Annotated in this window: 19 protein-coding genes and 1 pseudogene; 14 read left to right on the forward strand and 6 right to left on the reverse strand. The window is 42.0% G+C overall.

Going from position 1 to position 22,867, the window contains the following annotated elements; translation table 11 throughout:
* Positions 1-27 precede the first annotated feature (27 nt).
* Entirely contained in the window at positions 28-4,983 is a 4,956-nt protein-coding gene (locus tag P5G61_RS13165; protein WP_301246927.1) for a DNRLRE domain-containing protein, read from the forward strand.
* On the forward strand, positions 4,980-5,417 hold the full coding sequence (locus tag P5G61_RS13170) for an Imm26 family immunity protein (RefSeq protein WP_301246929.1): 438 nt from the start codon (positions 4,980-4,982) through the stop codon (positions 5,415-5,417). The genes P5G61_RS13165 and P5G61_RS13170 overlap by 4 nt, the downstream gene beginning before the upstream one ends.
* A gap of 761 nt (positions 5,418-6,178) precedes the next feature.
* Here P5G61_RS13170 and P5G61_RS13175 read toward each other — a convergent pair.
* The 4 genes from P5G61_RS13175 to P5G61_RS13190 form a co-directional block, all read right to left on the reverse strand.
* A complete protein-coding gene (locus P5G61_RS13175) occupies positions 6,179-7,519 on the reverse strand; it encodes a sugar phosphate nucleotidyltransferase (RefSeq protein ID WP_301246931.1) in 1,341 nt (446 codons plus the stop codon).
* 37 nt (positions 7,520-7,556) lie between these two features.
* The gene (locus P5G61_RS13180; protein WP_301246933.1) at positions 7,557-8,666 is read right to left on the reverse strand and encodes a glycosyltransferase family 4 protein; all 1,110 of its coding nucleotides are present in this window, start codon (positions 8,664-8,666) and stop codon (positions 7,557-7,559) included.
* Positions 8,663-9,457, reverse strand: a complete 795-nt coding sequence (locus P5G61_RS13185) for a DUF6492 family protein (protein WP_301246935.1) — start codon at positions 9,455-9,457, stop codon at positions 8,663-8,665. Before P5G61_RS13185 ends, P5G61_RS13180 begins: the two co-directional genes overlap by 4 nt.
* Positions 9,458-9,871: 414 nt before the next feature.
* Complete coding sequence (locus tag P5G61_RS13190) at positions 9,872-10,624, reverse strand: YheC/YheD family protein (protein ID WP_301246937.1); 753 nt, start codon at positions 10,622-10,624, stop codon at positions 9,872-9,874.
* 64 nt (positions 10,625-10,688) lie between these two features.
* Here P5G61_RS13190 and P5G61_RS13195 point away from each other — a divergent pair, with 64 nt between their 5' ends.
* From P5G61_RS13195 to P5G61_RS13250, 12 genes and pseudogenes are all read left to right on the forward strand, one after another.
* A complete protein-coding gene (locus tag P5G61_RS13195; protein ID WP_301246938.1) occupies positions 10,689-10,946 on the forward strand; it encodes a Y-family DNA polymerase in 258 nt (85 codons plus the stop codon).
* Positions 10,937-11,167, forward strand: a complete 231-nt coding sequence (locus tag P5G61_RS13200) for a hypothetical protein (protein WP_301246940.1) — start codon at positions 10,937-10,939, stop codon at positions 11,165-11,167. The genes P5G61_RS13195 and P5G61_RS13200 overlap by 10 nt, the downstream gene beginning before the upstream one ends.
* Positions 11,168-11,176: 9 nt before the next feature.
* On the forward strand, positions 11,177-11,506 hold the full coding sequence (locus P5G61_RS13205; RefSeq protein WP_301246942.1) for a hypothetical protein: 330 nt from the start codon (positions 11,177-11,179) through the stop codon (positions 11,504-11,506).
* A 17-nt stretch (positions 11,507-11,523) separates the two neighbouring features.
* Positions 11,524-12,255: a hypothetical protein gene (locus P5G61_RS13210; RefSeq protein WP_301246943.1), complete on the forward strand. Its 732-nt coding sequence runs from the start codon at positions 11,524-11,526 to the stop codon at positions 12,253-12,255.
* Between the two features lie 191 nt (positions 12,256-12,446).
* Positions 12,447-12,821, forward strand: a complete 375-nt coding sequence (locus tag P5G61_RS13215; protein ID WP_301246945.1) for a DUF2750 domain-containing protein — start codon at positions 12,447-12,449, stop codon at positions 12,819-12,821.
* Positions 12,822-12,893: 72 nt separating this feature from the next.
* The gene (locus tag P5G61_RS13220) at positions 12,894-13,202 is read left to right on the forward strand and encodes a ClbS/DfsB family four-helix bundle protein (protein ID WP_301246947.1); all 309 of its coding nucleotides are present in this window, start codon (positions 12,894-12,896) and stop codon (positions 13,200-13,202) included.
* Positions 13,203-13,383: 181 nt separating this feature from the next.
* Complete coding sequence (locus P5G61_RS13225; protein WP_301246949.1) at positions 13,384-14,049, forward strand: GntR family transcriptional regulator; 666 nt, start codon at positions 13,384-13,386, stop codon at positions 14,047-14,049.
* Positions 14,050-14,069: 20 nt separating this feature from the next.
* Positions 14,070-15,761, forward strand: coding sequence for a dihydroxy-acid dehydratase (gene ilvD / locus P5G61_RS13230; protein ID WP_301246950.1), 1,692 nt, complete (start codon positions 14,070-14,072; stop codon positions 15,759-15,761).
* A gap of 199 nt (positions 15,762-15,960) precedes the next feature.
* Entirely contained in the window at positions 15,961-16,257 is a 297-nt protein-coding gene (locus P5G61_RS13235) for a hypothetical protein (RefSeq protein WP_301246951.1), read from the forward strand.
* 443 nt (positions 16,258-16,700) lie between these two features.
* Positions 16,701-17,144, forward strand: coding sequence for an ASCH domain-containing protein (locus P5G61_RS13240; RefSeq protein WP_053783034.1), 444 nt, complete (start codon positions 16,701-16,703; stop codon positions 17,142-17,144).
* Between the two features lie 165 nt (positions 17,145-17,309).
* A complete protein-coding gene (locus P5G61_RS13245) occupies positions 17,310-17,645 on the forward strand; it encodes a hypothetical protein (RefSeq protein ID WP_301246954.1) in 336 nt (111 codons plus the stop codon).
* A gap of 101 nt (positions 17,646-17,746) precedes the next feature.
* Positions 17,747-17,878: pseudogene (locus tag P5G61_RS13250) on the forward strand (helix-turn-helix domain-containing protein); the annotation flags it as partial.
* Positions 17,879-18,346: 468 nt separating this feature from the next.
* On the opposite strand, the gene P5G61_RS13255 reads toward P5G61_RS13250, so the two are convergent.
* Together P5G61_RS13255 and P5G61_RS13260 are read right to left on the reverse strand one after the other, a co-directional pair.
* Positions 18,347-21,013 (reverse strand): discoidin domain-containing protein, encoded by a 2,667-nt coding sequence (locus P5G61_RS13255; RefSeq protein WP_301246955.1) that lies wholly within the window; start codon positions 21,011-21,013, stop codon positions 18,347-18,349.
* A 195-nt stretch (positions 21,014-21,208) separates the two neighbouring features.
* Positions 21,209-22,858, reverse strand: a complete 1,650-nt coding sequence (locus tag P5G61_RS13260) for an extracellular solute-binding protein (protein ID WP_301246957.1) — start codon at positions 22,856-22,858, stop codon at positions 21,209-21,211.
* Positions 22,859-22,867: the final 9 nt, after the last annotated feature.

Below are 22,867 nucleotides of genomic sequence, written 5' to 3' on the forward strand. Positions count from 1 at the left end.
GTAAAAAAATAGACAAGGGGATACAACATGAAAAAGAAACGCAAATTTTGGAATAAGGTAATTAGCTTAATTATTGCTGGTTCCTTAATCTCTACATCATCGCTCAATAATACCACTGCTTGGGGGAGCCCCTCGGCCGAAAGATCAACGCTTCAAGAAAGCAACATTTCCGACGATTCTAATTTGTCGTCCAACAACACCTCAAAAGAAATCGCTTCGCTTCGAAGTGAAAAATCTAAGACATTCGCAAATGAGAACGGGACGTACACGACTCAAATTTCTGAAACTCCGATTCACTATCAAGATTCCTCTAATCAAGAGTGGAAGCCTATTGATAACCGTTTAAACACGACGAGTCAAACGGCTTACAATAATGATCATGAATTCAAAGTAGAAATGAACAAGAAACACTCTACTTCTGACGATTTGGTTGAGATCAAAGAGGATAAATTCAGCATTGGCTTCAACCCCGTTTCGGAAACAAATCCGGTAAAAACCACGCAAAGCATATCTAACACAAAACCTGCAGGGATTGTTACGGATAATGTAATGAAATATAAGGGCCTTTATCCCGATACTGATTTAATCTATACCCTCGGAAACGACAGACTCAAAGAAGAGCTTAAACTCAGCAAAAAACCGACAGGCAAAAAGTCAGTGATTTACTCCTTTGCCTTAACCCTAGGTAATCTGGATTATCGCCAGGAACAGGATGGCTCCGTTTCCTTGGTCAACCCATCTACAGGCGATACTGAATATATCATAGACAAACCGTTGATGTATGATTCCTTTATACCTGAAGGCTATCAGCAGGTAGAGGGAGTTAATGCTCACCCTGAAGAATCTCTTTCCTACGATATTCACTATGAATTGAAAGAGAAAAAGGGACAGTTATACATTGATGTGATCCCCAGTCTGGCGTGGCTTAATGATGCGTCACGTGTATACCCAGTCACTATCGATCCGACCATTGTTAAGTTTCAACCGACATACCGCTTAGCGGATACCAATATACGTAGTGCTTTTCCCAAACAAACCGGAGCAACCGACACGACATTAGGTGTAGGACTATATAAAGACGCCACTAGCTCTAATATCATCCGTTCTCTCATTCAGTTTGATACATCGACGATCCCACAGGGGGCAAAGGTTTTAACGGCTGACTTGAACCTCTGGTTAGCGTCCGTTTCGAATAATACCAATGTGGACATTACACTGAACAGTGTCAATAAAGCATGGACGGAATACTCAGCATCTTGGATGTATGCAGATGCTACGAACTTGTGGAGTAAACAGGGAGGAGACTTCAATGCTTCGCAAGTGGCTACAACTGCAGTTGGTCCTTTAACATCACTTTCAGCAAACTATAAGTGGTCCTTACCTGCAAATATGCTAGAGAAATGGATTAATGATCCTACATCAAATAAAGGATTCATGTTAAAAAGCAATTCGGAAACCACAAATAGCTATAAAAAGTTCATATCCGGTGATGATACGTCAAATCCCGATTACACGCCGCTTTTAAGTGTGACATACACCTCTGCTAGCCGACTCGGTCTTAAAGATTACTGGACGTACGATAGTCATCCGATAGCGAATGGAACAAGTTACACCAATTTGGGCACGGGGAACAATATCATCCAGTTCAATGATTATTCCTTAACTGGTAGAGGAGATACCTCCGTAGACTTTATGCGGACATATAACTCTAAATCTAGCGAATCTTCACCCTTCGGCTATGGATGGTATTATACGGGTGGTGAAACCATCGTAGATGCTTACAAAACCGGAGACGTATTATTTACAGACCACACTGGATCTGCTTATGAATTTAAATATAACGCATCAAACAATACGTATACACCTTCAGCGGGCGAATATCTGACACTAAAAAAGGTGAAAAGTAGCGCAGGGGCCACGACTGGTTATGAGTTAACGGACAAACATGGATACCTGATGCATTTTGATACGGTGTCCAATGATGATCAAGTAAGCATCACTCAAGCCAAACTCAGTTATGAACAAGATATGCATGGAAACCGAATTACGTATAAAAGGAATGGGTACGGAGCACTAACTGGTATAGAGGACCCATCAGGACGTACCATTACATTTGAATATACTTCAGATGGGTTAGTTGATTATGCCATGCTAGAAGGGCGTAAAACGGATTATACGTACCAAAATGGAAAGTTAGTCACTGTAGATCAGTATAGTGAGGATGGTACTTACAGTCGAACTCAGTTTAGTTATGGCGGCAATTACATTAAAACCATCTTTGACCCGAATAATCGATTAACCACTTATACCTATGATCAAGAGTACTTGGTTAAAGTGCAGGAACCTTCAACGGTTTCGGTTACAGATGCAAGTGATCGGCCGGCAATCCAGTACAAATATGACACCACTGCTCGTACAGCAGACGTAACAAATGCAAATGGCCATACGACAAACTATACGCTGAACTCTAACTTCGTGGCAGAGAAAATCCAAAATGCCAAAGGTGAGATTACCCAGTATGTCCTAGATGCAAACTATAATGTCAAGAAAGTAACCAATCCAGATGGAACTGTTGCTGAGCAGACATATGATAGTAAAGGTAATGTTCTGACTCAAATCGATGAAGTTGGAAATGTTACGACATACGAGTACAATGACCTGAACCACGTTGTCAAAGAAATTGACCCTAGACAAAATGTGACTAATTACTCGTATACCACAGTTGGTGATTTGGAAACCATCGTGGATGCCAAGCAAAAGGTTACGCGTTATGAATATGACGCCTATGGAAACTTAAAAAAGACGACGTACCCAGACCAATCGATAGAAACGTACAGCTACGATGATAAAGGTAACGATATCAAATCGGTAATAGATGCAGCAGGAAACACAACAACAGTGACAACAGATACTGTTGGGAATATGATCGCAAATACCGACGGAAATAACAATAGTACCGATTACCATTATGATAAGTTAAATCGTCTGAAAGCTGTAATTGATCCGAAGCGACAAGAGACAACTTATGAGTATGATACAGCCGGAAACTTGACTAAAACGATAAATCCAAAACAGGCTGTAGTTCAGTATGAGTACAATGGGCAAAATCAGTTAACGAAAAAGACAGATGCCATTGGCAATGTGACCGATAACAAATATGATTCAAATGGCAACCTAATTGAGACCACGACTCCTAATAGGAACACAATCTCTACGACATTCACGGCTTTGGATCAACTCAAAACTATAAGTATAGACGGGCAACAAAAGTGGGCTTATGAATATGATGAAAATGGTTTACTTGTCAATGTAAACAATGGTGCTCGTTCCTTTACGTATAAACCTGATGGATTACCTGAAACAGAGGTAGATAGAGGACATCAAAAGTCGTATATCTATAATGCGAATAGTGGACTTCAGGAGCTCTCATTTGCAACTGGTGGACATTCGTCTACTGTAAGTTATGATTACACTGAGTTAGATCAAGTCAAAAGCATTAGCAAAGATAATCAAAACCTCATTTCATATCAGTACAATGATATGGCTGCAATGGAACAAGCCGATCGAGCAAACGGAATTGTAACCAAGGCTGACTACGATACTGGGGGACAGTTGCGCACTTACGGTGATTACTCCAGCACAGGAAGTGTAATTCGCGAGTACGACTACACGTATGACTCCAATGAGAATGTAAAGACAATTCATTCGGAATTAGGTGATACAACGTATGAGTACGATGCGCTTAACCAACTCGAACAAGAAACTCTACCCGATGGGAAGAAGATTAAATATAGTTATGACGATGTAGGTAATCGGACACAAAAAGTAGTTGTCACCAATGGGCAGGAGCAAACCACTGTATACGAGCATAATAACGCCAATCAATTAACTTCTGTCAATGGACAGGCTTATCAGTATGACAATAATGGAAACCTATTAAACGATGGGAAACAAACGTATATATATGATGCACTGGATCAATTAATTGAAGTGCACGATCAATCTGGTCAGAGAATACAACAGTATAGTTATGATGAACAGGGGCGACGTATCCAGTCCATCGGTCAGTCCGGAACGACGAATTACTTCTATGAAGGCGATGAAGTCATCTATGAAACGGATGGAAATAACAAAACACTTCGAGAGTACACGTGGGATGATAGTGGAAGTCTGGTAGCAATGACTAAAGAGGGGCATACCTATTATTACCACTTAAACGGTCATGGGGATGTCGTTAGTTTAACGGATCAGACTGGTAACGAAGTAGCTCAGTATGAATATGACGCATGGGGGAATATTGTAAATCAGAGCGGCTCGCTTGCGGATGAAAACCCATACCGTTATGCTAGTTACAAATACGATAAGGACACAGGGCTGTATTATTTATTAACTAGATATTATAACCCCCAACAAGGTTCCTTTATAACTCTAGATTTAGAACAAGATGTTGATTTAGACAACCCGTTAAACCGAAACGGGTATAGTTATGCATCGAATAATCCTGTTGCACTGGTGGATGATGACGGGAATAATCCATTCCTTCTGTTTATAATAATAGTTATTGTGAAAGTCGTTGCGAAAGAGGCTGTCAAAACCGGAGTCAAAAAAGTTGCGAAAAAGGCCGCTGGAAAAGCGATTAAAAAAGCTGCAACCAAAACTTACCAAACTTATACCAAGACCAATTCAAAAAATGGTTCAGTTTATACAGGACGCACTAGTGGAAAGGGCACACCCTTAGAAAACATAGCTAAAAGGGACGCTAAGCACCATATGAATAAACAGGGATATGGTCGTGCAATTCTTGACAAGTCGTCTAGTAATAAGAATGCAATACGTGGAAGAGAGCAACAAATGATTATAAAAAATGGCGGTGCAAAGTCACAAAAGGGCACCTCAGGGAATGCTATAAATGGTATTTCTAAAAATAACAAAAAGTATGGAAACTATATTAAAGCCGCTACGAAGGAGTTTGGAAAACCATGAAAAATATAAAACGAAAACGCATTAAATTGGGAGATCTATATGCCATACCTCTGCCAAATGGTAAATTTGCATTCGGCAGAAGATTTAAAGATGCGAGTATAGCCATCTATAACTATATGGGAAACAACGTTGAGGATAAACCTCAGCAGGAGGATTATCAATTTATTGTTGGGGTTTATGATGATGTTTTAAAATCAGGTGATTGGCCGGTCGTAGAAAACCGACCTTTCGTAAATGAAGAAGAGGCTTGGCCGCCTCCTGCTTGTGTCATTGATCAGCTTACTGGTGATTATTCTATTTATTACATGGGTGAAATTAAACCTGCTGACTCAAAAGAATGCGAAGGATTAGAGATCGCAGCTGTCTGGGAAGCACAACATATTGTTGATAGGATAATGGGTAACAATTCATGGCATAAGTATCCCTTTAAATAAGCTAATGTTAGAATAAGCTTACGACCGTTTCCCAGTATTTCTATCTGGTAAACGGTCGTTTAAATTTTAGATGCTGTCGCGGGACAAAAACATTGTTCCATTCAAGGTCGCTATTATAGCGGCTTTTTTGTTTTAAGGAACTAAGTTCTTGTCCCAAGGTGAGGACAAGAACTTAGTTCCATTGCCGAAAAGGAAAAGAACATTGTGTCATTTTTGTTTAGATAGTTATCTAAATAGTTTTATGATGCTTAGAATATATACCTAGAGAAAATTCATGAAAGTAAAATATGTTACTGCCGCAAAAATGATTACATTGGAAGGCATGACATAGAGGGCCATTCTTTTGGCTTTTTAGTTTTGTTTCATAACCAGCTTTATTGAAGAGATATTCTGCGTAAGAATGAAATTACCGAATTATCAATCCCTCGACTGTCAGATGTTCTGTCATCCCCGACACATCCGGGCTGGAAGACAAGAGCATATATTCATAGACTGCAAAATAAGCGTTTTTGAAATGATCACTTACCTTATGAATTCAATTCAAAAAATACCAAACTACAACCGTTCCTGCTGAAATAGCGGGAGCGGTTGTTCAAATTTCACCCGAAGCCCGTGGAAGCAAGCAGGATGGCTGCAATAAAAACAAGCTGCAAAATCAGGCGGAATGGCAGACCGGGTACAGGCTTTCCATTAAATTTCATTTTTTCACGTGCTGCATACATATATGCTTAAATGTAATGCTCCCATAGTCAAGAAACACTCTACCAATCTATTTCAAATCGAGTGATATCTTCTTGAGTGAGATCCTTACCAAGTTGAACCTCCATCAGCTCAAGATGGGTAACAGCCTTTATTCCGTGCTTGATGCCAGCCGGAAATTGTAAAACATCACCCGTCTGCAGCTTATATAGTCTATCTTCCATTAGAATCTCCGCATTGCCCGTCACAATTGTCACGATTTCTTGCCTTTCGAGATGCCGGTGATAACTCGTATATTTTCCTTGGGTGAGCTGCACTTTCTTGATCATGGCTTCCATTCCCGATTCATCTTTCCAATATTTCAGGACTTGATAGGAGCCCCATCTTTTCTCTTCATACATTGAAATCTGAGGCACTTGAGCGAGTATTTCCTTGATTTGATTGGCTTTATCCTTATTCGCGATCAGAATGCCATCGGAACTTGCCGCAGCGATGATATCCGGGACGCCAATGATTTCAATGGGGTAGGGCAGTTCGTTAATGAGATGGGTATTCGGAGAATCGTCCGATATTCGCCCAGGTCCGATCACTTGATCTTCCAAATAACCGCTTAGCGCCATCCAACTCCCCAAATCATTCCAATATCCATCATAACCCATGACAACAGCAGGCATGGTAAGCTCAACGACTTCCCGGTCGAAACTGGCATTGGCAAGTTGTTCGTAGTGAGCCAGCCAATGCTCAACTTGAACAGGATGCCCCGTGTCCTTCATATAGTTGAGCATGAATCTTAAGGGGAATGCAAATACACCGCAGTTCCACATCGCGTGACGCTTGATTAAGCGACTGGCCGTCTGCTCATTAGGCTTTTCTATGAACTGGTGGATGAAAGAATATTCGCCATTCTCCTTGGTCAGGACGGGAACGATATAACCGAACTGATCGGAAGAATGAGTAGGCTTTGTTCCGAGGAGAGCGAGATTTGCCTTAGAATGTAACAGGATATCGGGAAAACGATGGAGCAGCCGAAAAAATGCGGTATCGACGTAAGTGTCCGCTGGAAGAACACAAATCGTTTCATTCGAATCGACTTGCAGTTTCTCATGAAGATAACTTACGGCATAAGCGATGGCTGTGAAAGTCCCTCTTTTATAAGGTTCCCCTAGGATAGGGATGTGCTCACCAACATAGCTGCGCGTAATTTCCACTTGACTCTGATGCGTGACGATACACGTGGAATGAAGCAGCCCCACCTCATCCAGTTGTCTGCATATCCGTTCAATCATCGATTCCTTGATCCCGTCTTCGGATGTCAAAAGCTTAAGAAATAACTTGGAGCGAATCTCGTTGGATAAAGGCCATAGCCTTTTTCCCGATCCCCCGCACAATAGTACAATACGCAAGCTCATTCCTCCTTCCTAGGGAACATCAACTAGATCCTTATGGCTTGGATTGAATGACCTCTTCAATCGCATTTTTCATTAACTTCCCCGCCCGATCCCAGGATAGCTGAAGCATATCCCTTCGCCCTATGCGTCCTTTCCGTTTACAAAGATCGGGATTCTCGTACGCTTTCCGCATGAGCTTTTTGAGGCTGTTCAGATCTGGTTCGGCCCAGCGTTGTCCCTTTTGTGCAAACAAGCTGCTGAATTTTTTGGATATGGCTCTGTTCATGCTGCTTGAAGGGATCCTCAGCTGATACGGAACCAGGAATGAGTTGCTGTACGTAAGGAAATCCGTTTGCCCACCCCAGCCTGTAGCAATGACTGGTACGCCGCTCGCCAGCGATTCTAAAAAAGGCAGTCCGACGCCCTCGCCACGGGTGGGGAGGACGAATGCATTGCCGAGCGTATACAAGCCTTTGAGACGGCTTTCACTGAGCTGGCGTCCGATAATGACAACAGGGGCTGTATCTTTTTGAATCCCCAATCTCATTTTGTATTGCATGACTTTCTGCTGAATCCATTTCTCGTTCTCATTCGCCGTATATCCGTTCGTTTTGATCACCAGAATCACGTTATCTTTAGAGGAAAATTCCTCCCAGTATGCCCTTAGCAGGCCCTCCGGATTTTTGCGATGCTGGAAGCCGAAGACAGACACGAACGTAAACTTCCCTGCCGCAGCTGGCAAATACATCTTCTTATTGTTCGGATGAAACTCCTTAGTGTCTACCCCATGAGGAACTACAAAAATCGGGACTTTCACCCCGCTGTGCTTTAGAGCACTCTTGTTATGCAGGGAGGGAACACACACCGCATCGAATTTGTTCATATGGGAAAGCCAGCCTTTGGGGGTCTTGCTTGTTTCCCACACGGTATTCAAAATCATCGAATCATACACGCTATGCTCTTTTTTCCATTGCATGTGACTGGGAATATGGTGATAAATGAGAACCTTTTTGCCCTGGATTCCGTTATTACGAGGGCTTGGCGCACCTAATCTAACGGTTACACCCTGCCGCTTCAGTGATCTTGCATAAGCTCTACTGGCACGGCCAAGACCGCTTGTTTTGTGTATCGGTCCTTTCCAAACCACTTCATAGGGCTTCATTTGGCAACAGCCTTGGAAGATTTAAGATACCCTTTACGTTTGTGAAAAGAAATCGACCGGTATGTTCGGGTCAGGGAAGACATCTTGGAAGGTGAGATTTGAGGGAAACTCAAATGTAAGCTCTTATTCTTTGCCTGCTTCAAAATCATATTCCCGGGCTCAGACGAGTAAAGGAAATTGCCATACGTTTCAAATTCGGAGAAAGCAAATTGCTTAGATTTATTCATACTTCTCATAATGGCCGAGTTCCAGCTCGTGTTATGTTTGGACTCAATCGCTTGTTTTAACTGCTTCACTTTTGCTTTCTCGAACAGCATGTAATGGGTAACGAAGGATCGTTTGGAAGAACGGCTTCTACCCATCAGTTTCTTATACGTACGGAAGTATTCAGGCTGACTCCAATTTCGGCAGTAAAATACCGTCTTGTCGCCGACCTTAAAGACATGGGGACGAATAAGTACGGTGTCGGCATCCATCACCAAATAGTATTTGGATGAGCATAACTTATCGCCGCCCAGCTTAAGCAGCTGCTGATAAAGCCAGCCTGACCGATCCCACGATTTGGATTGATAGTGAATGTTTTTCTTCGTTATGGGCAGAACCGCATCTTCATGAACGAATCGACACCCCTTTTTCGTACACAGATCCAAAATTCTTTGCTTCCGCGGAGCTACGATGATGATTTCATGAATAGGGTGCTTCACATATTTTCTTACGGCATCAATAACATGGGGGAGTGTCGCTAGATCCTTCTCAATCGCTGGGATTAACACATCAATTGGTGTTGTCATTTGCTCATCTCCATATATCAAATAGATGGGATTATCATATGCCCCAAAGAATGAAAGGGAATGGGTATATGGAGGTTGCAAAACACACAAAATTAAGGGTTCGGGCCTAAAACTAAGAATGGATTCCCTTTCCGAGAAGTTACGCATCATGAAATAAGACCTTGAACAATTTTGATATGTCTCGTATAAATAATCCCCGCTTTTGCCTTTAACGAGGTCCCTGAGCTCACATAATGAGGTCTGCAAATGAGTCTCAACGCCCAGGCAAGGAACGAGATCAAGCGGGACGCCGCAATCGAAGACAAGCCTCGAATCGTGCCATTATCGGGAACAACAGCGATCATATCATTTGGAAAGGGCGAGGTATTTTCAATATTCACTTGAATTTCATAATAGAAGACATTACACCATAAATTACTTCGCAGCCGCCTTTCTGTACCTCATTACCTTTCGGTACATCGACTTATCTGTTAACTTGTTAAATATATACGGATCTGGGTTTGTGTTGACTTCAATAATCCACGGTGTCCAAGTTTTGTCGAATCCAATATCTAGACCAATTTGACGAAATCCTGGATAACTCTTGTGCAGATATTTTGCCGTGGTCACACCCAGTTCGTTCAGAGAGTGAATAATCTTTTTGATTTCGCTATTTGAGAGGTGGGCAGCAAGGAGAGGATTAACATCCATTGGTTTGCCACCGCTGTGGTAATTCGTCACGATTTTTTTCGGGTGTGCCACTCTTCCAATGAGGCCGGTAGTTTCCCATTCTCCTGTTGGACTTAATTGTACCATCACCCGTATATCAAACCGCCGCTTATTATACTTCATCAGATGAATGCCCTTTTGAATGAGATACCTTTTCTTTCTGATAATAGCTCTTAAAGATTCGTGAAAAGATTTATAATCCCAAAAGGAATGCACGGTTGTTCCAGTTTGATACATGTACTCTTCAGGTCCTAGTTGTTCCGCGCGAATAACTCCGTTACCAAAGGTTCCAATCTCAGGCTTAACATAGACCATTGTGTACTTCTTCAGCATTTCCTTCAAGGAAGATTTGCTAAATTTACGGGTATCTGGAATAAGTGATCGAACTTTATTGCTCCCCAGAAGTACCTTTGTTTTTGTCCATTTACTCATTAACACACGTCGGGATTTATCGCTCATTCTAGCGAGCCCTCCTAATCAAAATTAATTGATAAACCGTGCCGTTGTTTACCTTTTGTATTCTATGCATCTATTATTGTTCCCGATTGGGTTATTAGTACGTAGTTATCATCAATTAGAGCACCTTTTCGATAATGATCCAGTCGATTTGGCGAAGCAAATTCAAGACAAAATCTATAATGAAACGGGGGTTTACGCAAGAGCGGGCATTGGTGAAAACAAAATCATCAGTAAATTGTGCTGCGATATGATTGTTAAAAAAGCTGAGGGTGGCATTTTTCACTTAAAGAAAAGAGGATTTACACCTCCACATTGGAGATAAACCTATCCGAGATGTGTGGGGGATTGGCTCAAGAATGGAAAAACATAGCCAAACGCATATTCCATCAACATTGGGATGGGGAACCTGTGCGCCGTGTAGGCCAGCGTTTTTTAGAGGAAGTAAGTTTAAAACAAGGTTATAGGCAGGTGCAAGTGAGATTTGTCGAGAGACAACAACTTGCACCGATTACCGAAACGGACAAGAACATTGCTACGGACTAAATAATCCAGTTGCAATATGTAGATGACGATGGAAATAATCCGTTAATAATATTTGTTATTGTCTTCGTTGTAAAGGTAGTCGCTAAAAAAGTAGTTAAAGCTGCTGTTAAGAAGGCTGCTAAAAAGGCTGCTGGAAAAGCGATAAAAAAAGCAACTCATGGTAATAGTAAAGCAAGTAAAAAAACACAACATGGATATGAAAAGTATGAGGCAAGAGTAGTAAAATCTAAAATGCGTAATAGACAACAAGCCCTCAAATGGGAAAAAAAGAATGCACAGAAACTATGGGACAAGGGCAATTCAATGAGTAAACACCAAAGGCCACGCCCATGGGAGTAATATAAGGAGAGGATCAAATGTATCTAAAAGAATTTGATTTGGATTTACCATATATTGTTGATGATGAAATTATTGAATCTATAATAAAAAAACAAAAATGTGAGTACCACGAAGCAACAAAATTAGACTATGAGTTGAATTGGAAATGGAAAAGACGTTCATTCAGATTGGAAACTCGCTGCATTACAGCGATGTATGAACGTTTATTTGGGAAGTACAAAACGAAAGATTGTTGGAAAGTCCTAATAGAATGTGTAGAAAACATTTCGGACGAAAGGATCATTAACGATTCAGGTGTGTGTTCGGTGCCAATCCAATTTAGTTTGAATGACTTCGGTGCAAAAAGTGAGTTGGAGAAAAAAAAGACTACGCTTCGACTGCTAATGGATGGGATAGAAAAACTTACTCTAAGTAACAATTGGGACATTAAGCCATTTCAAGATATTGCTTTGCAAATAGAGCAGTTAGGCTATGTTAATGAATGGACTTGGAAGAAAAACATCAAGAGCCCTAATAAGAAGTATTATGCTAAAGTCATATGCCATCATAATGTAGAAAGCATGGATATATTTATATCTATATTACAACGAGATGGTAAGCAAGTACTTTTAGAGAAGGTCATATCAGAACAACCAGATGAATTCGCTTATGCTAGACATTTAGGCGACCTTAAATGGGTATCTGATTTTGAAGTTGCTTTGATTAATAAAAAAGGCACGGAAAAGTTTTCGGCAACCCTAGAACATTAATTATTTTGTCATTAGATAGAAAGGGAAGTGAAAAAAATGTCGGAGGACAAGAACCTAGTCCGATTGTCTAATAGGCATTTATCTAATCAATATAGAATAGAGTATAGCCCAAAATACAATAAGTATTTGGGGAAAGTTTAACATTTAGCAAATTTCACATTTAGAAAATATTACAATTATTAGGAGGAAGTATGAATCAGAAAGAATTTGAATCTGTCATCAATCTCCCTGCAAATATTCGTTATGAATACTTCATCAAAAAAGTAGTCGATTCAGAAGAAGTGTGGGGCCTTTATGAGAATGGGTGGTCAGTTACTGAAGATGATAAAGGTAATCAATCACTTCCATTTTGGCCTAAGAAAGAATTCGCGGAATACTGTGCAACTGATGGTTGGGAAATTTATTCAAGTAAAAGTATGGATTTATACGAGTTTATAGACGAGTTTCTACCCAATATAAAAAAAGAGGGTTTTAAACCTTCAATATTCTTAAATAATGCTGATTCTGCTGTATTAGAAGTCGATATACTAATTGAGGATTTAAAGACAGAACTTGAAAAACACTAACAATGATGGACAAGCCATTTGTAGAGGGGACAAAAACATTGTTCCATTCATAGGAAAAAGGGGGCGTTTTTCTTGGAATCACAAAATGACAAAGAAATTTTATTATTGAATAGCGATAAAAATTTTAAATCATTGCTTGAAATAATTGAATATGTACCCAGCAGGAAAAGGAGCATTTCTGTGGAAACTCAGGAAAGAGATAAGAATTTTCGTGATGTATTAATGCATCTGTACGAATGGCATGCAATGCTTGAGAGATGGTATAGAGAAGGTATGGATGGCGATATTCCTTTTATGCCAGCACCTGGTTATAAATGGAGTACGATCAAACTACTTAATATGCAAATATGGGATAAATATCAAGATGTAACATTAAATTAAGCTGTAAAAAAATTGAAGTTAAGCCATGAAAGAGTTTATCTAGAATAAATGAAGCTACCTAAAAAACAGGCAGCTTCATTTTTTTTTGAGAAAAGTTCAATTTTGATATAATTCGTTGCATTCAATATATATATGCGATATATTGCATATAGGAAAATGAAAAAAAGTAAGGATGATAACAATGCCAATACCTAAAAATTTTGCCTCACCTGCGCGAATGTCCGCAAAAGAAAGAACCTTCTCCCAGATTCAAAGATGGATTATCGATGGTACGCTGCAGCCAGGTGAAAAGCTTATCGACGCTGAATTGGCGGATTCGCTTGGGGTAAGCCGGACACCTGTTCGGGAAGCATTTCAGTTACTCGAAGTACAGGGTCTCGTTTCCACGCATCCTGGAAAAGAAACAAAAGTAACAGAAATCGAGAAAGAAGATATTTTTAAGATGTATTCAACCATGGCTGTTCTTCAGGCATTAGCAGCTGAGGTTACCACAAAGATTATTGTTCCAGAGCAGATTGAGCAACTGAGAATGATTAATCTAGAATTTGCAAGTGACATTAAGAGTGGTCAAGCTTACCAAGCAATGGAGACGGATGAACAATTTCATAACCTTATCGTGGAGTTTTCAGATAATCCTTATGTGACTTCATTCAGCGCATCGCTTCAGATTCACATTCGGCGATTTAAATACGTGTTCTTAAAGCAGCCTATTACTGCTACACAAGCTTCTGTCGATGAGCATGCTTCGATTATTAAAGCTTTCGAGAGGAAGGATAGCGATTGTGCTCAGGCACTAATGAAACAAAATTTCATCCGTCCGATGCAGGAGCTGCAAGGAATACTTTAAACTGAGAGGGGCAAGGGAAAATGGCGAATGGAAAAGATCTACGTATTCGAAGCAAGGTAATCAGTGAAGGTGCCAACCGGGTACCAAACAGGGCGATGCTACGTGCAGTTGGTTTTACTGATGATGATTTCAAAAAGCCAATGATTGGCGTAGCAAGTACTTGGAGTGAGGTAACCCCATGCAATATGCATATAAATGAACTAGCTATTCAAGCCAAGAAAGGGGTACGTAACCATGGCGGCGCTCCACTAATTTTTAATACGATTACAGTTTCAGACGGCATTTCGATGGGTCATGGAGGCATGTTGTTCTCGCTGCCAAGCAGGGAAGCCATTGCTGATTCTATTGAAATTGTAGCTGGCGCCGAGCGTTTTGATGGTATTGTAGCGATAGGTGGGTGTGATAAGAATACCCCTGCATGTTTGATGGCTATCGGACGGTTGAATATTCCATCCGTTTACGTATATGGCGGAACGATTCAACCTGGCAATCTCGACGGCAAAAATGTTGATATCGTTTCGGCCTTCGAAGCAGTCGGCCAATATCATGATGGAAAAATGACGGATGAGCAACTTCATAAAGTAGAATGCAGCGTCTGCCCGGGTCCGGGGTCTTGTGGTGGTATGTATACCGCTAATACTATGGCCGCAGCGGCAGAAGCAATGGGAATGTGCTTACCCGGTTCCTCTTCTACGCCAGCCATTTCAACTGATAAAGCAGCTGAATGTGCAGCAGCAGGTAAACAGGTCATTTCACTACTTGAACAGGAAATCTACCCTAGAGACATTATGACGAAGAAGGCTTTTGAGAATGCGATTACGGTTGTAATGGCTTTGGGTGGTTCAACAAATGCGTTCCTTCATTTGCTGGCCATTGCGCATTCGGTAGAAGTTGATTTAACATTAGACGATTTTGAGCGAATCCGCTTGCGTGTTCCCCATTTGGCAGATCTTAAGCCAAGCGGCCAATATGTCATGCAGGATTTGAATGAAATTGGCGGCATTCCGGGGGTAATGAAGTTATTGCTCGCTGAGGGACTTCTTCATGGTGATTGTCTTACAGTCACTGGGAAAACCTTGGCAGAGAACCTAGCCAAAGCAACTCCGCTTCAAAATGGCCAAGAGATTATTCGCCCATTGGATAAGCCACTGAAGCCGAATGGACCATTGGTTGTGCTTAGAGGTAACCTCGCTCCTGAAGGCGCCGTTGCCAAAATGTCAGGTATGAAGAAGCAGCGGTTTTCCGGTCCGGCAAAGGTGTATGACAGCGAAGAGGACGCGACAGAAGCTATTATGAAAAATGAAATTCAACAAGGAGATGTATTGGTCATACGCTATTGCGGCCCAAAGGGCGGACCCGGTATGCCGGAGATGCTATCCGTTACCGCATTAATTGTGGGTAAGGGTCTTGGAGGGGAAGTTGCCCTTATTACGGATGGTAGGTTCTCGGGTGGCTCGCATGGATTCGTAGTCGGCCATGTGTCACCCGAAGCACAGGTAGGTGGACCGATCTCACTGCTGAGGAATGGGGACATAATCACCATTGACAGCGAAAAACAGGAGATAATGTTTCAAGTGACCGAAGAGGAGTTGGCTGGTCGGGCGCAAGCATGGGTACAACCTCCGCTCAAAGTAAGTTCGGGCGTATTAGCCAAATATGCAAGACTAGTTTCCTCTGCATCAAGAGGTGCAGTAACAGATATGTTTGAATAAAATATAAACCGTTTGTCAGAATTATGGTTAAGCTAACGGGAAACGATAGCTTTATCAACCAAGGAGTCAGCCGACCAACGTGATCGGCTGACTTTGTTTAGATAGCGGTATTCAGGTAAACAAGAAAATTCAGAAGGTATTATTTAAGTACTACGAGATAAAACTTACGCCAGAGCAAATAGCTGAGGTGGAAAAGTATGTGAATGATGCGATTTCATCAGAAGCAGTTACCTATATTTCAAAGATGCCTAAAATTGAAGCGAAAGAAAGTAATGTTGAAGGGAATTTTTGGGATAAATATCCGGATATCGTTAAGGTGTATACAATTAAAGATAACGAAGGGAAAGTTTGGAGTCGAGAAGTATGTGGAGGACCTCATGTAGAAGATACAACAAACTTAGGAAAGTTCAGTATTAGAAAAGAACAATCTTCTGCTGCTGGAGTTAGAAGGATTAAAGGGGGAATTAATAAATATTTCCAGAACGCGGAACAATAGCACAGTATTCAAAGAAAAAGCAAGAAAGGGGAACTTATAAAAAAACAGAACGAAAATCGAGCTATATGTTGTATGACACTAAATGTGTCGAGGGACAAGAACATGTTCCTATTACCGAATAGATGTATATCTAAATTATAAAATCTTGGTAAGTACGGTAATAAGCTTCGGGATGGCAGTCTTAGACATGGGTCTAAGGCGGTAGAGACAAGGAGATGGTACGAGGCGATCCAACTCATGGCATCTGACTATTATCTGCTGATTGAGCAACTGGTACAACCCTTGGTTGATCCGTTGTGCTCTGAAGAAATGGGTGGCCTGTGAGGATGGAATTCGGTGGTCAAAGCAAGAATTACACTAGAGTCGCATCATGCGGGTATGGAAAGTATCGAGAATGTTTGGGGAATAGTAATTCATTATGAATGGAAATGGAGCGTAGAGGAATGAAAGTATTATCTATGATTCAACCATGGGCGACTCTGCTTGTCCAAGGCGAGACTCTCTATGAAACAAGATCCTGGAAGACCCGGTATCGTGGTCCGTTGGCCATTCATGCAAGCCAGAAAGTCGATAAGCAGGCCTGCAAATATGAACCCATACGTTCTTTACTCGCCAAGAATGGCTATACGGAACAAAACCTCCCTACGGGGGTTATCCTTGCAACTTGCGAGCTTTCAAATTGTTATCAAGTCATCGACGCTAATCATACGTCAGCCATTCTGGATTGCGGGAAGGTTGTGACGGGTGAGGACTTCCTGTTGGGCGATTACAGTCCAGGTTATTTTGCCTGGGAAATAGCGGGTTTCCGTCTGCTGAAGCCCTATATTCCAGTGAAGGGAAAACTGGGACTATGGGAATATCCGATAGACGAAGAGTTGATGATATGACCTATGTAAACAATTAATTAATGGGGGTTCTTACATTATTAACATGAAAAAAATGTCGAGGGACAAGAACATAGTCCAATTTCCGATTAGGTGTGTGTATAAATAATATGCACTTTCAAAATAAAATACCATAATACATGAAGCCCTCAAATCGTTATAAAATTTGTGTATGGGTTAATAACTGGCGGCAACTATTTCGGTATACTCGAAATTGAAAGTAAGTCAGAGGAAGAACATCGGGAAATTAAAGCTGCTTTATCAGGAAAAGCAACTTATGGTCTTTTTAACGGGCAAGCATCCGCAAGTTTTGAGCAGAGTCTTACAAAAATCACCTCAAGTTATCATATGAAAGCACATGTGCTACGTGATGGAGGGCAAGGCGATCTTCAGGTTATTTCCCCAGAGCAACTGATTAATGATGCTGTAGCTTTTCCAGGACGATTATTAGGAGGTAAAGGAATCCCATTATCCGTTTTACTTTTGTCTTATGACGGATTGTAATATGAAGTGCGACACCCTACTGAAATAAAAAAATGGCTCATAGCCTGATTCGTGTAGAATGAAAGTTACCACACCAGCATTCACACAAGGAGAATCAGTCCATGAGTTATTCACATCTTAGCATAATCGAACGCAGCAAGCTAGAAATCCTCCACAGACAAGGCAAAAGCTCAAGAGCTATTGCAAAAGAACTGGGGAGGCATTCGTCCACGATTTGCCGTGAACTAGATCGTGCTAAAAAAGGGCCGTCTCGAAAAAGCTATTGAACTATTTGATATTGCAAGATATAACGGATACAATGCTCCAGCCTTATATAAAGTCCTTTAACGGTACAAGTTCACAAGACACGATGTAAGTGTTTGTTTGTTTGATTAAATATACATATGTACAAAATACGAGTTTTGTGAAACAGTAATCAAATTTTTACTTACAAGCATTAAATGTGACAATTTCAAATTATTTTATTGACTGATTCAATTCGTTCAATTACAACTCTGTTCACATGGATAAATGTGGCTTATTCTTTTTATAACCCCCGATATATTTTTAATTTCGTATGGATAAATATGTGATCTCATATATTCTGATTGGTCATATCATACAACTCAACTGCTATCCAAATATAATATGCACCCATTCCAACTTTAAAATGAGCACACATTATATTTGATACCGAATCTTTTAATTTATGCTACATCAACTTAATTCGCATGCACCCAAAACTCTATAATACTGTTCCAAGTATTTGATTCGTTTCCTTGCCCGACATAACGAATGAATTTTGCCTGAATCGGTTCAAATTCAAATGTTTCATAGGCAGCCTGTTTTTGACTGGCGACGTTACTCAATATCTTTTGGTAATTAATACCATCCAATGAAACTTCTAAATCGAAATAATTGGATCGCGTATGACCATTATAGAATTGAATGCTTACCTGCCCTATTTGAGTCTGTTGCTCAAGCTCCAGTTGCAAGTATTGTCCCTTTCCATCTGCAGACCATCTGGAGTCTGGATCTCGGTCGATCGTATGGATCGGAAGATTGCCGTCATCTGCACTTGCCGTAACCTTGGTTACAGCAGCAAACGGTCCTTCCGGTTCGGCCATAGGCTCTTTTACTTCAAATTTCTCTCGTGCCTCGACCGTTACTCCATTAAAGACGCAGCTCACAATGACGTCGACCATCCCCGCTTTTACCGCATGGAGGGTAGATCCGTCCGTATATCCGATCGTCTCATCACTCGACGTATACGTGACAGGAACGTTCAATTCCTCAATGTTCACGATCTCACCATTATCTAAAGTTAGAAATGAGGATAATTCCCCGCTCGCGCCTACACTGATCGCATTGCCTGCAACTCTCCATCCTGGAAGCGTTTTATTCGGACTTATGGAGATATTCTCTGGAAGTACCGGTGTATCCGCTACCTTAAAATTCACTTGCACGTGCTGGGTATGACCCCGATACGATACAGTAATCTCTCCAGTTCCATTGGTCTCTTGCGGTTGTTTAATTTTTACTTTCGCTTCCTTCGCAAATGGTTTCGCAGAGATGATCGGTGTTTCCGTTGTGCCATAAGGTAAGGTGTGAACGTAATCCGTTCTTAAGAACTGCATGCCCGCTATAGCTTCGCCATTCACCAACAGGGATTGGAGCCCCAGTTGAATATCTTTGATTCGCTTCTTGCTCTGATCCTGATATAAACTCTGCGGAGATAAACGATCCCCCTCCCCAATACCTTCCGCCATATCAAATGGCTGCGTATTCGCATCCGGAATGGAACCAACAATGTTGACGTTCACGCCGGTGTCCTTTCCTTTTGTTCCAATCACATATCCATTCCCGAATTGTTCTGATTCTACAATAATGCCGGATTTACTGCGATGTGCCGCCTGTCCGGTCGTATTCCAGAACACACTTTCCGTGGTAACGACTCCATGACGATTCGTTTCGGATGATCCATAATCCCGCGTAATGGCAGAGATCCCGTCTCCGTTGACTACCAGATTGTCAATCAGATTCGCCATGCTCAGATACATATGGAAGTCGGTCATTAATGAAGGATTCTCGGAATACGATCCTTGCAGCACATTCCCGTTCGCAGAGAAGTTGGCATACGTGAAGCTGTGTCTTGCGCCAATCGCCTTACTGTTCTTGATGAGATTATCATTGCCTATAAATTGATATAAATAACCGTTCCCATTCGCTCCACGATACTGCGGGTACTGCATGGTCACATGATCCACTGTGACGTTCTTCGTACGGTCCAGAATAATTCCCTTGGACAACAGATGATAATCTGCATTGCCAGCTGGCTTATACGTGTTAATATTACGAATCCAGCTGTTCGCCACTGCGATCACATTGACCGCTTTAGCATTATCGGCTTCATATCCAGCAGTGCCAACGACTTTGAAGTCATCCTCACCAAGTCCAGGTTTCGAATTCTGAATATTTGCTATTGAGAAATCCTCCAAACCTACCTCGACAATCGGATCTGTTGTCTGACTAATCGTAATATTATCGCGCAGCTTCATTGGATAACGCGTCGGAATGTCTAGCGTGATCGTTTTATTCTCCGGATCTACCCCCACAATTTGGCGATAGAATAATGGTTCTACTTTACCGAGACGTGAAGACCACTTGTTCTGCATGCCTAGTTCACGCAAGAAACCTGGTGTTGTTTCGAATGAAATGACCACGTAATCATTCACCGCAAACCCGCTCGTATCCTCAACGGGCAGCAGGACGGTTGGATCGGCAACGGACTTGCGAAGTTTCGTAGAGATCCCGGTTTTCTTCCAATCTCCGTTCCCGATCCGGATAATGTCCTTGTTTTTCATATTTTGCTGTGCGTTATAGATATGAGTCTTGTTCATCCCGTCACCTTTCAGGACTACTCGACTTGCAGGAATGGTTAGTGAATAATCCTTGCCGGCCTGAGGGTTAACCTGATATGTACCTTTGGGAAGATACACGACACCCCCACCCAACGCAACCGCAGCATCAATTGCTTTTTGAATCGCCTGGGTTGCATCACGGCTCCCTGAAGGATCGGCAAAATAAGGTGATTTGGTAACGTCGATACGTTTGTTCTTAGCCGTTTTAGGTAGTTCTTCTTCCCCACGTCGATAACCGGCATAAGAAAAGTCATGCAGAAATCTTCCTTGTTCATCTTTAAATCCTGGATACCAATCATTTGGGTAGAGTCTGCTTCTGCCATCCTTCCCTAGAGACAGGTTCTCATCCGCACGTTCAATAGATGGCTGTGAGTCACCCTCTGATGCTCGAACCTCATGGGTTCCAGGTACAGACAATCCAACAGCCAACGTAAATGCCAACCCTAACAAAGGCCATTTTTTCCGCATGCTTTCGTTCTCCTCCTTCTGGATTTCAGATTATGTGAGCGGTTTCAAGAAACCCTGTAGTCACCTCCGATCCTGCTCAAACAAGAATCATGTGCATGCCAGCTCAGCATGTCATAACCGATTGTAGAGTACGAGGAAACGAAATTACATGAACAAAAACGACACTTCTATGCCCATTTTATACAATATAAGGATTTATTTTGAGGACACTGCACGATTATATCGTTCTAAAGCCTGCTGTTGAATCTCAATCGCACGTTCAATCTGCAACGATTTGATTTGCTCGACATACATATCAAAGGAATCCACTGGCTCCATGCCAAAAATGATTTTAAGTGACATCTCATCCACCACCTTGTTCACTTCCTGCATGATTACTGACAATTCCGTGCTTTCTTTCTCGGTCTTGGGCAGGGTTGGCACCTGATGGAGAACAGCATCCGTGTTGGACCATAGCTGCACCGCCTCTTTCTGTTCCGGCAAAATATAATATTGTTCCATATATCGCGTATCCTGCACAAATGGACCAAAATAACTTGCTCTGGTGTACATCGCAAGGGCTTGCGCCGGCGACCACTTATCAGGGTTTTTCAGAATAGTATCCGTATACGTCGGATACCCGTCTTTCATCTCAAAGCTAACACCTTCTATTCCAAAGTTGAACAGCAAATGCCCCTCAGGCCCATACCCATAATCCAGCATGCGTGCTGCTTCCTCCACATGACGGCTGTTGCTGGATATGGCGACTCCACTGGAACCGATAGCCGGAGCGAGCTGACCGAATTTGGGGCGATCTCCTTTGTTCATGACAGGATATGGCGCTGGTACAAGCTGTGCATTGGGGTCCGTCTCCTGCAAAATGGGCAGCCATGTACCGATCCCCGCACCTGCATTCCAGATACTCGCGCCACTGCGTCCTGTTGTCATGTTGGTATCCTGAGTCTCCGAATCGACGGCAGCCAGATTCTTGTCAATGAGTCCTTCCGCATACCATTCACGAAACAAGGCTAGAAATGCCTTATATTCAGGTTCCTGTGCCCCAAACTTAATGTGGCCATCTTCCACGAAGAATCCTTTTTTAATGCCAAAAGCGCCAATAAAACCTCCGCCTTCGATACCGAACAACGGATTCGGAACACCGAGGAAAGTAAGCGGAGCATCAGCTCCCTTTTTATCCTTAAATGCCCTAAGCATCGTATGCCATTCGTCGATCGTGGTTGGTACATCAAGACCGAGCTCATCCAGCCAGTCCTTCCGGATAATCGGCCCTTGATAGGTTCGCAGCTTGTCTTGTCCCTGAATAAAAGGAAATGCGTAATAACTTCCACTGGCTGTGCGAATCTGCATATCAATGTCCGAATGCTCGCTCAGGTACTGCTTCAGATGAGGTGCATGTTGATCAATAATATCGTTTAATCGCAGAATGTATCCGTCTTTGATCGCTTTCTCCGGTCCACCGGGATAATTACTCCACTCATATTCGATCATATCCGGCAGCTCTCCGGACGTAAGCAGCACATTAATCGCTTCTTTGGCCTGATTGGCGGGAGGCCGGATGAATTGAAGGTTGACCCCGGTTCTTCGCTGCCATTCCTGAAAAAAAGGAACATCATTGAAGCTGGATTTGATGCTTGCTGCATTGCCATTCAGTTCTGCCCAGTAGGTTAATCTCCCATCGGTGTTGGAAGCTGTAGTAGAAATGGTCCGAGATGCTGAAGCATCGGGTTGGTCATCCATCGCGGCATCCGAATCTGTCCCGTTCTGATCGCAAGCAGTCAGCATGCCGAGCAGCAGGAGTAGTCCTGCCACCTTTGCTATGAATGCCAACTTCCACTTTACATTCATATTCCGGTC

Source organism: Paenibacillus vandeheii (genome assembly GCF_030433635.1).
GTDB lineage: Bacteria > Bacillota > Bacilli > Paenibacillales > Paenibacillaceae > Paenibacillus > Paenibacillus vandeheii.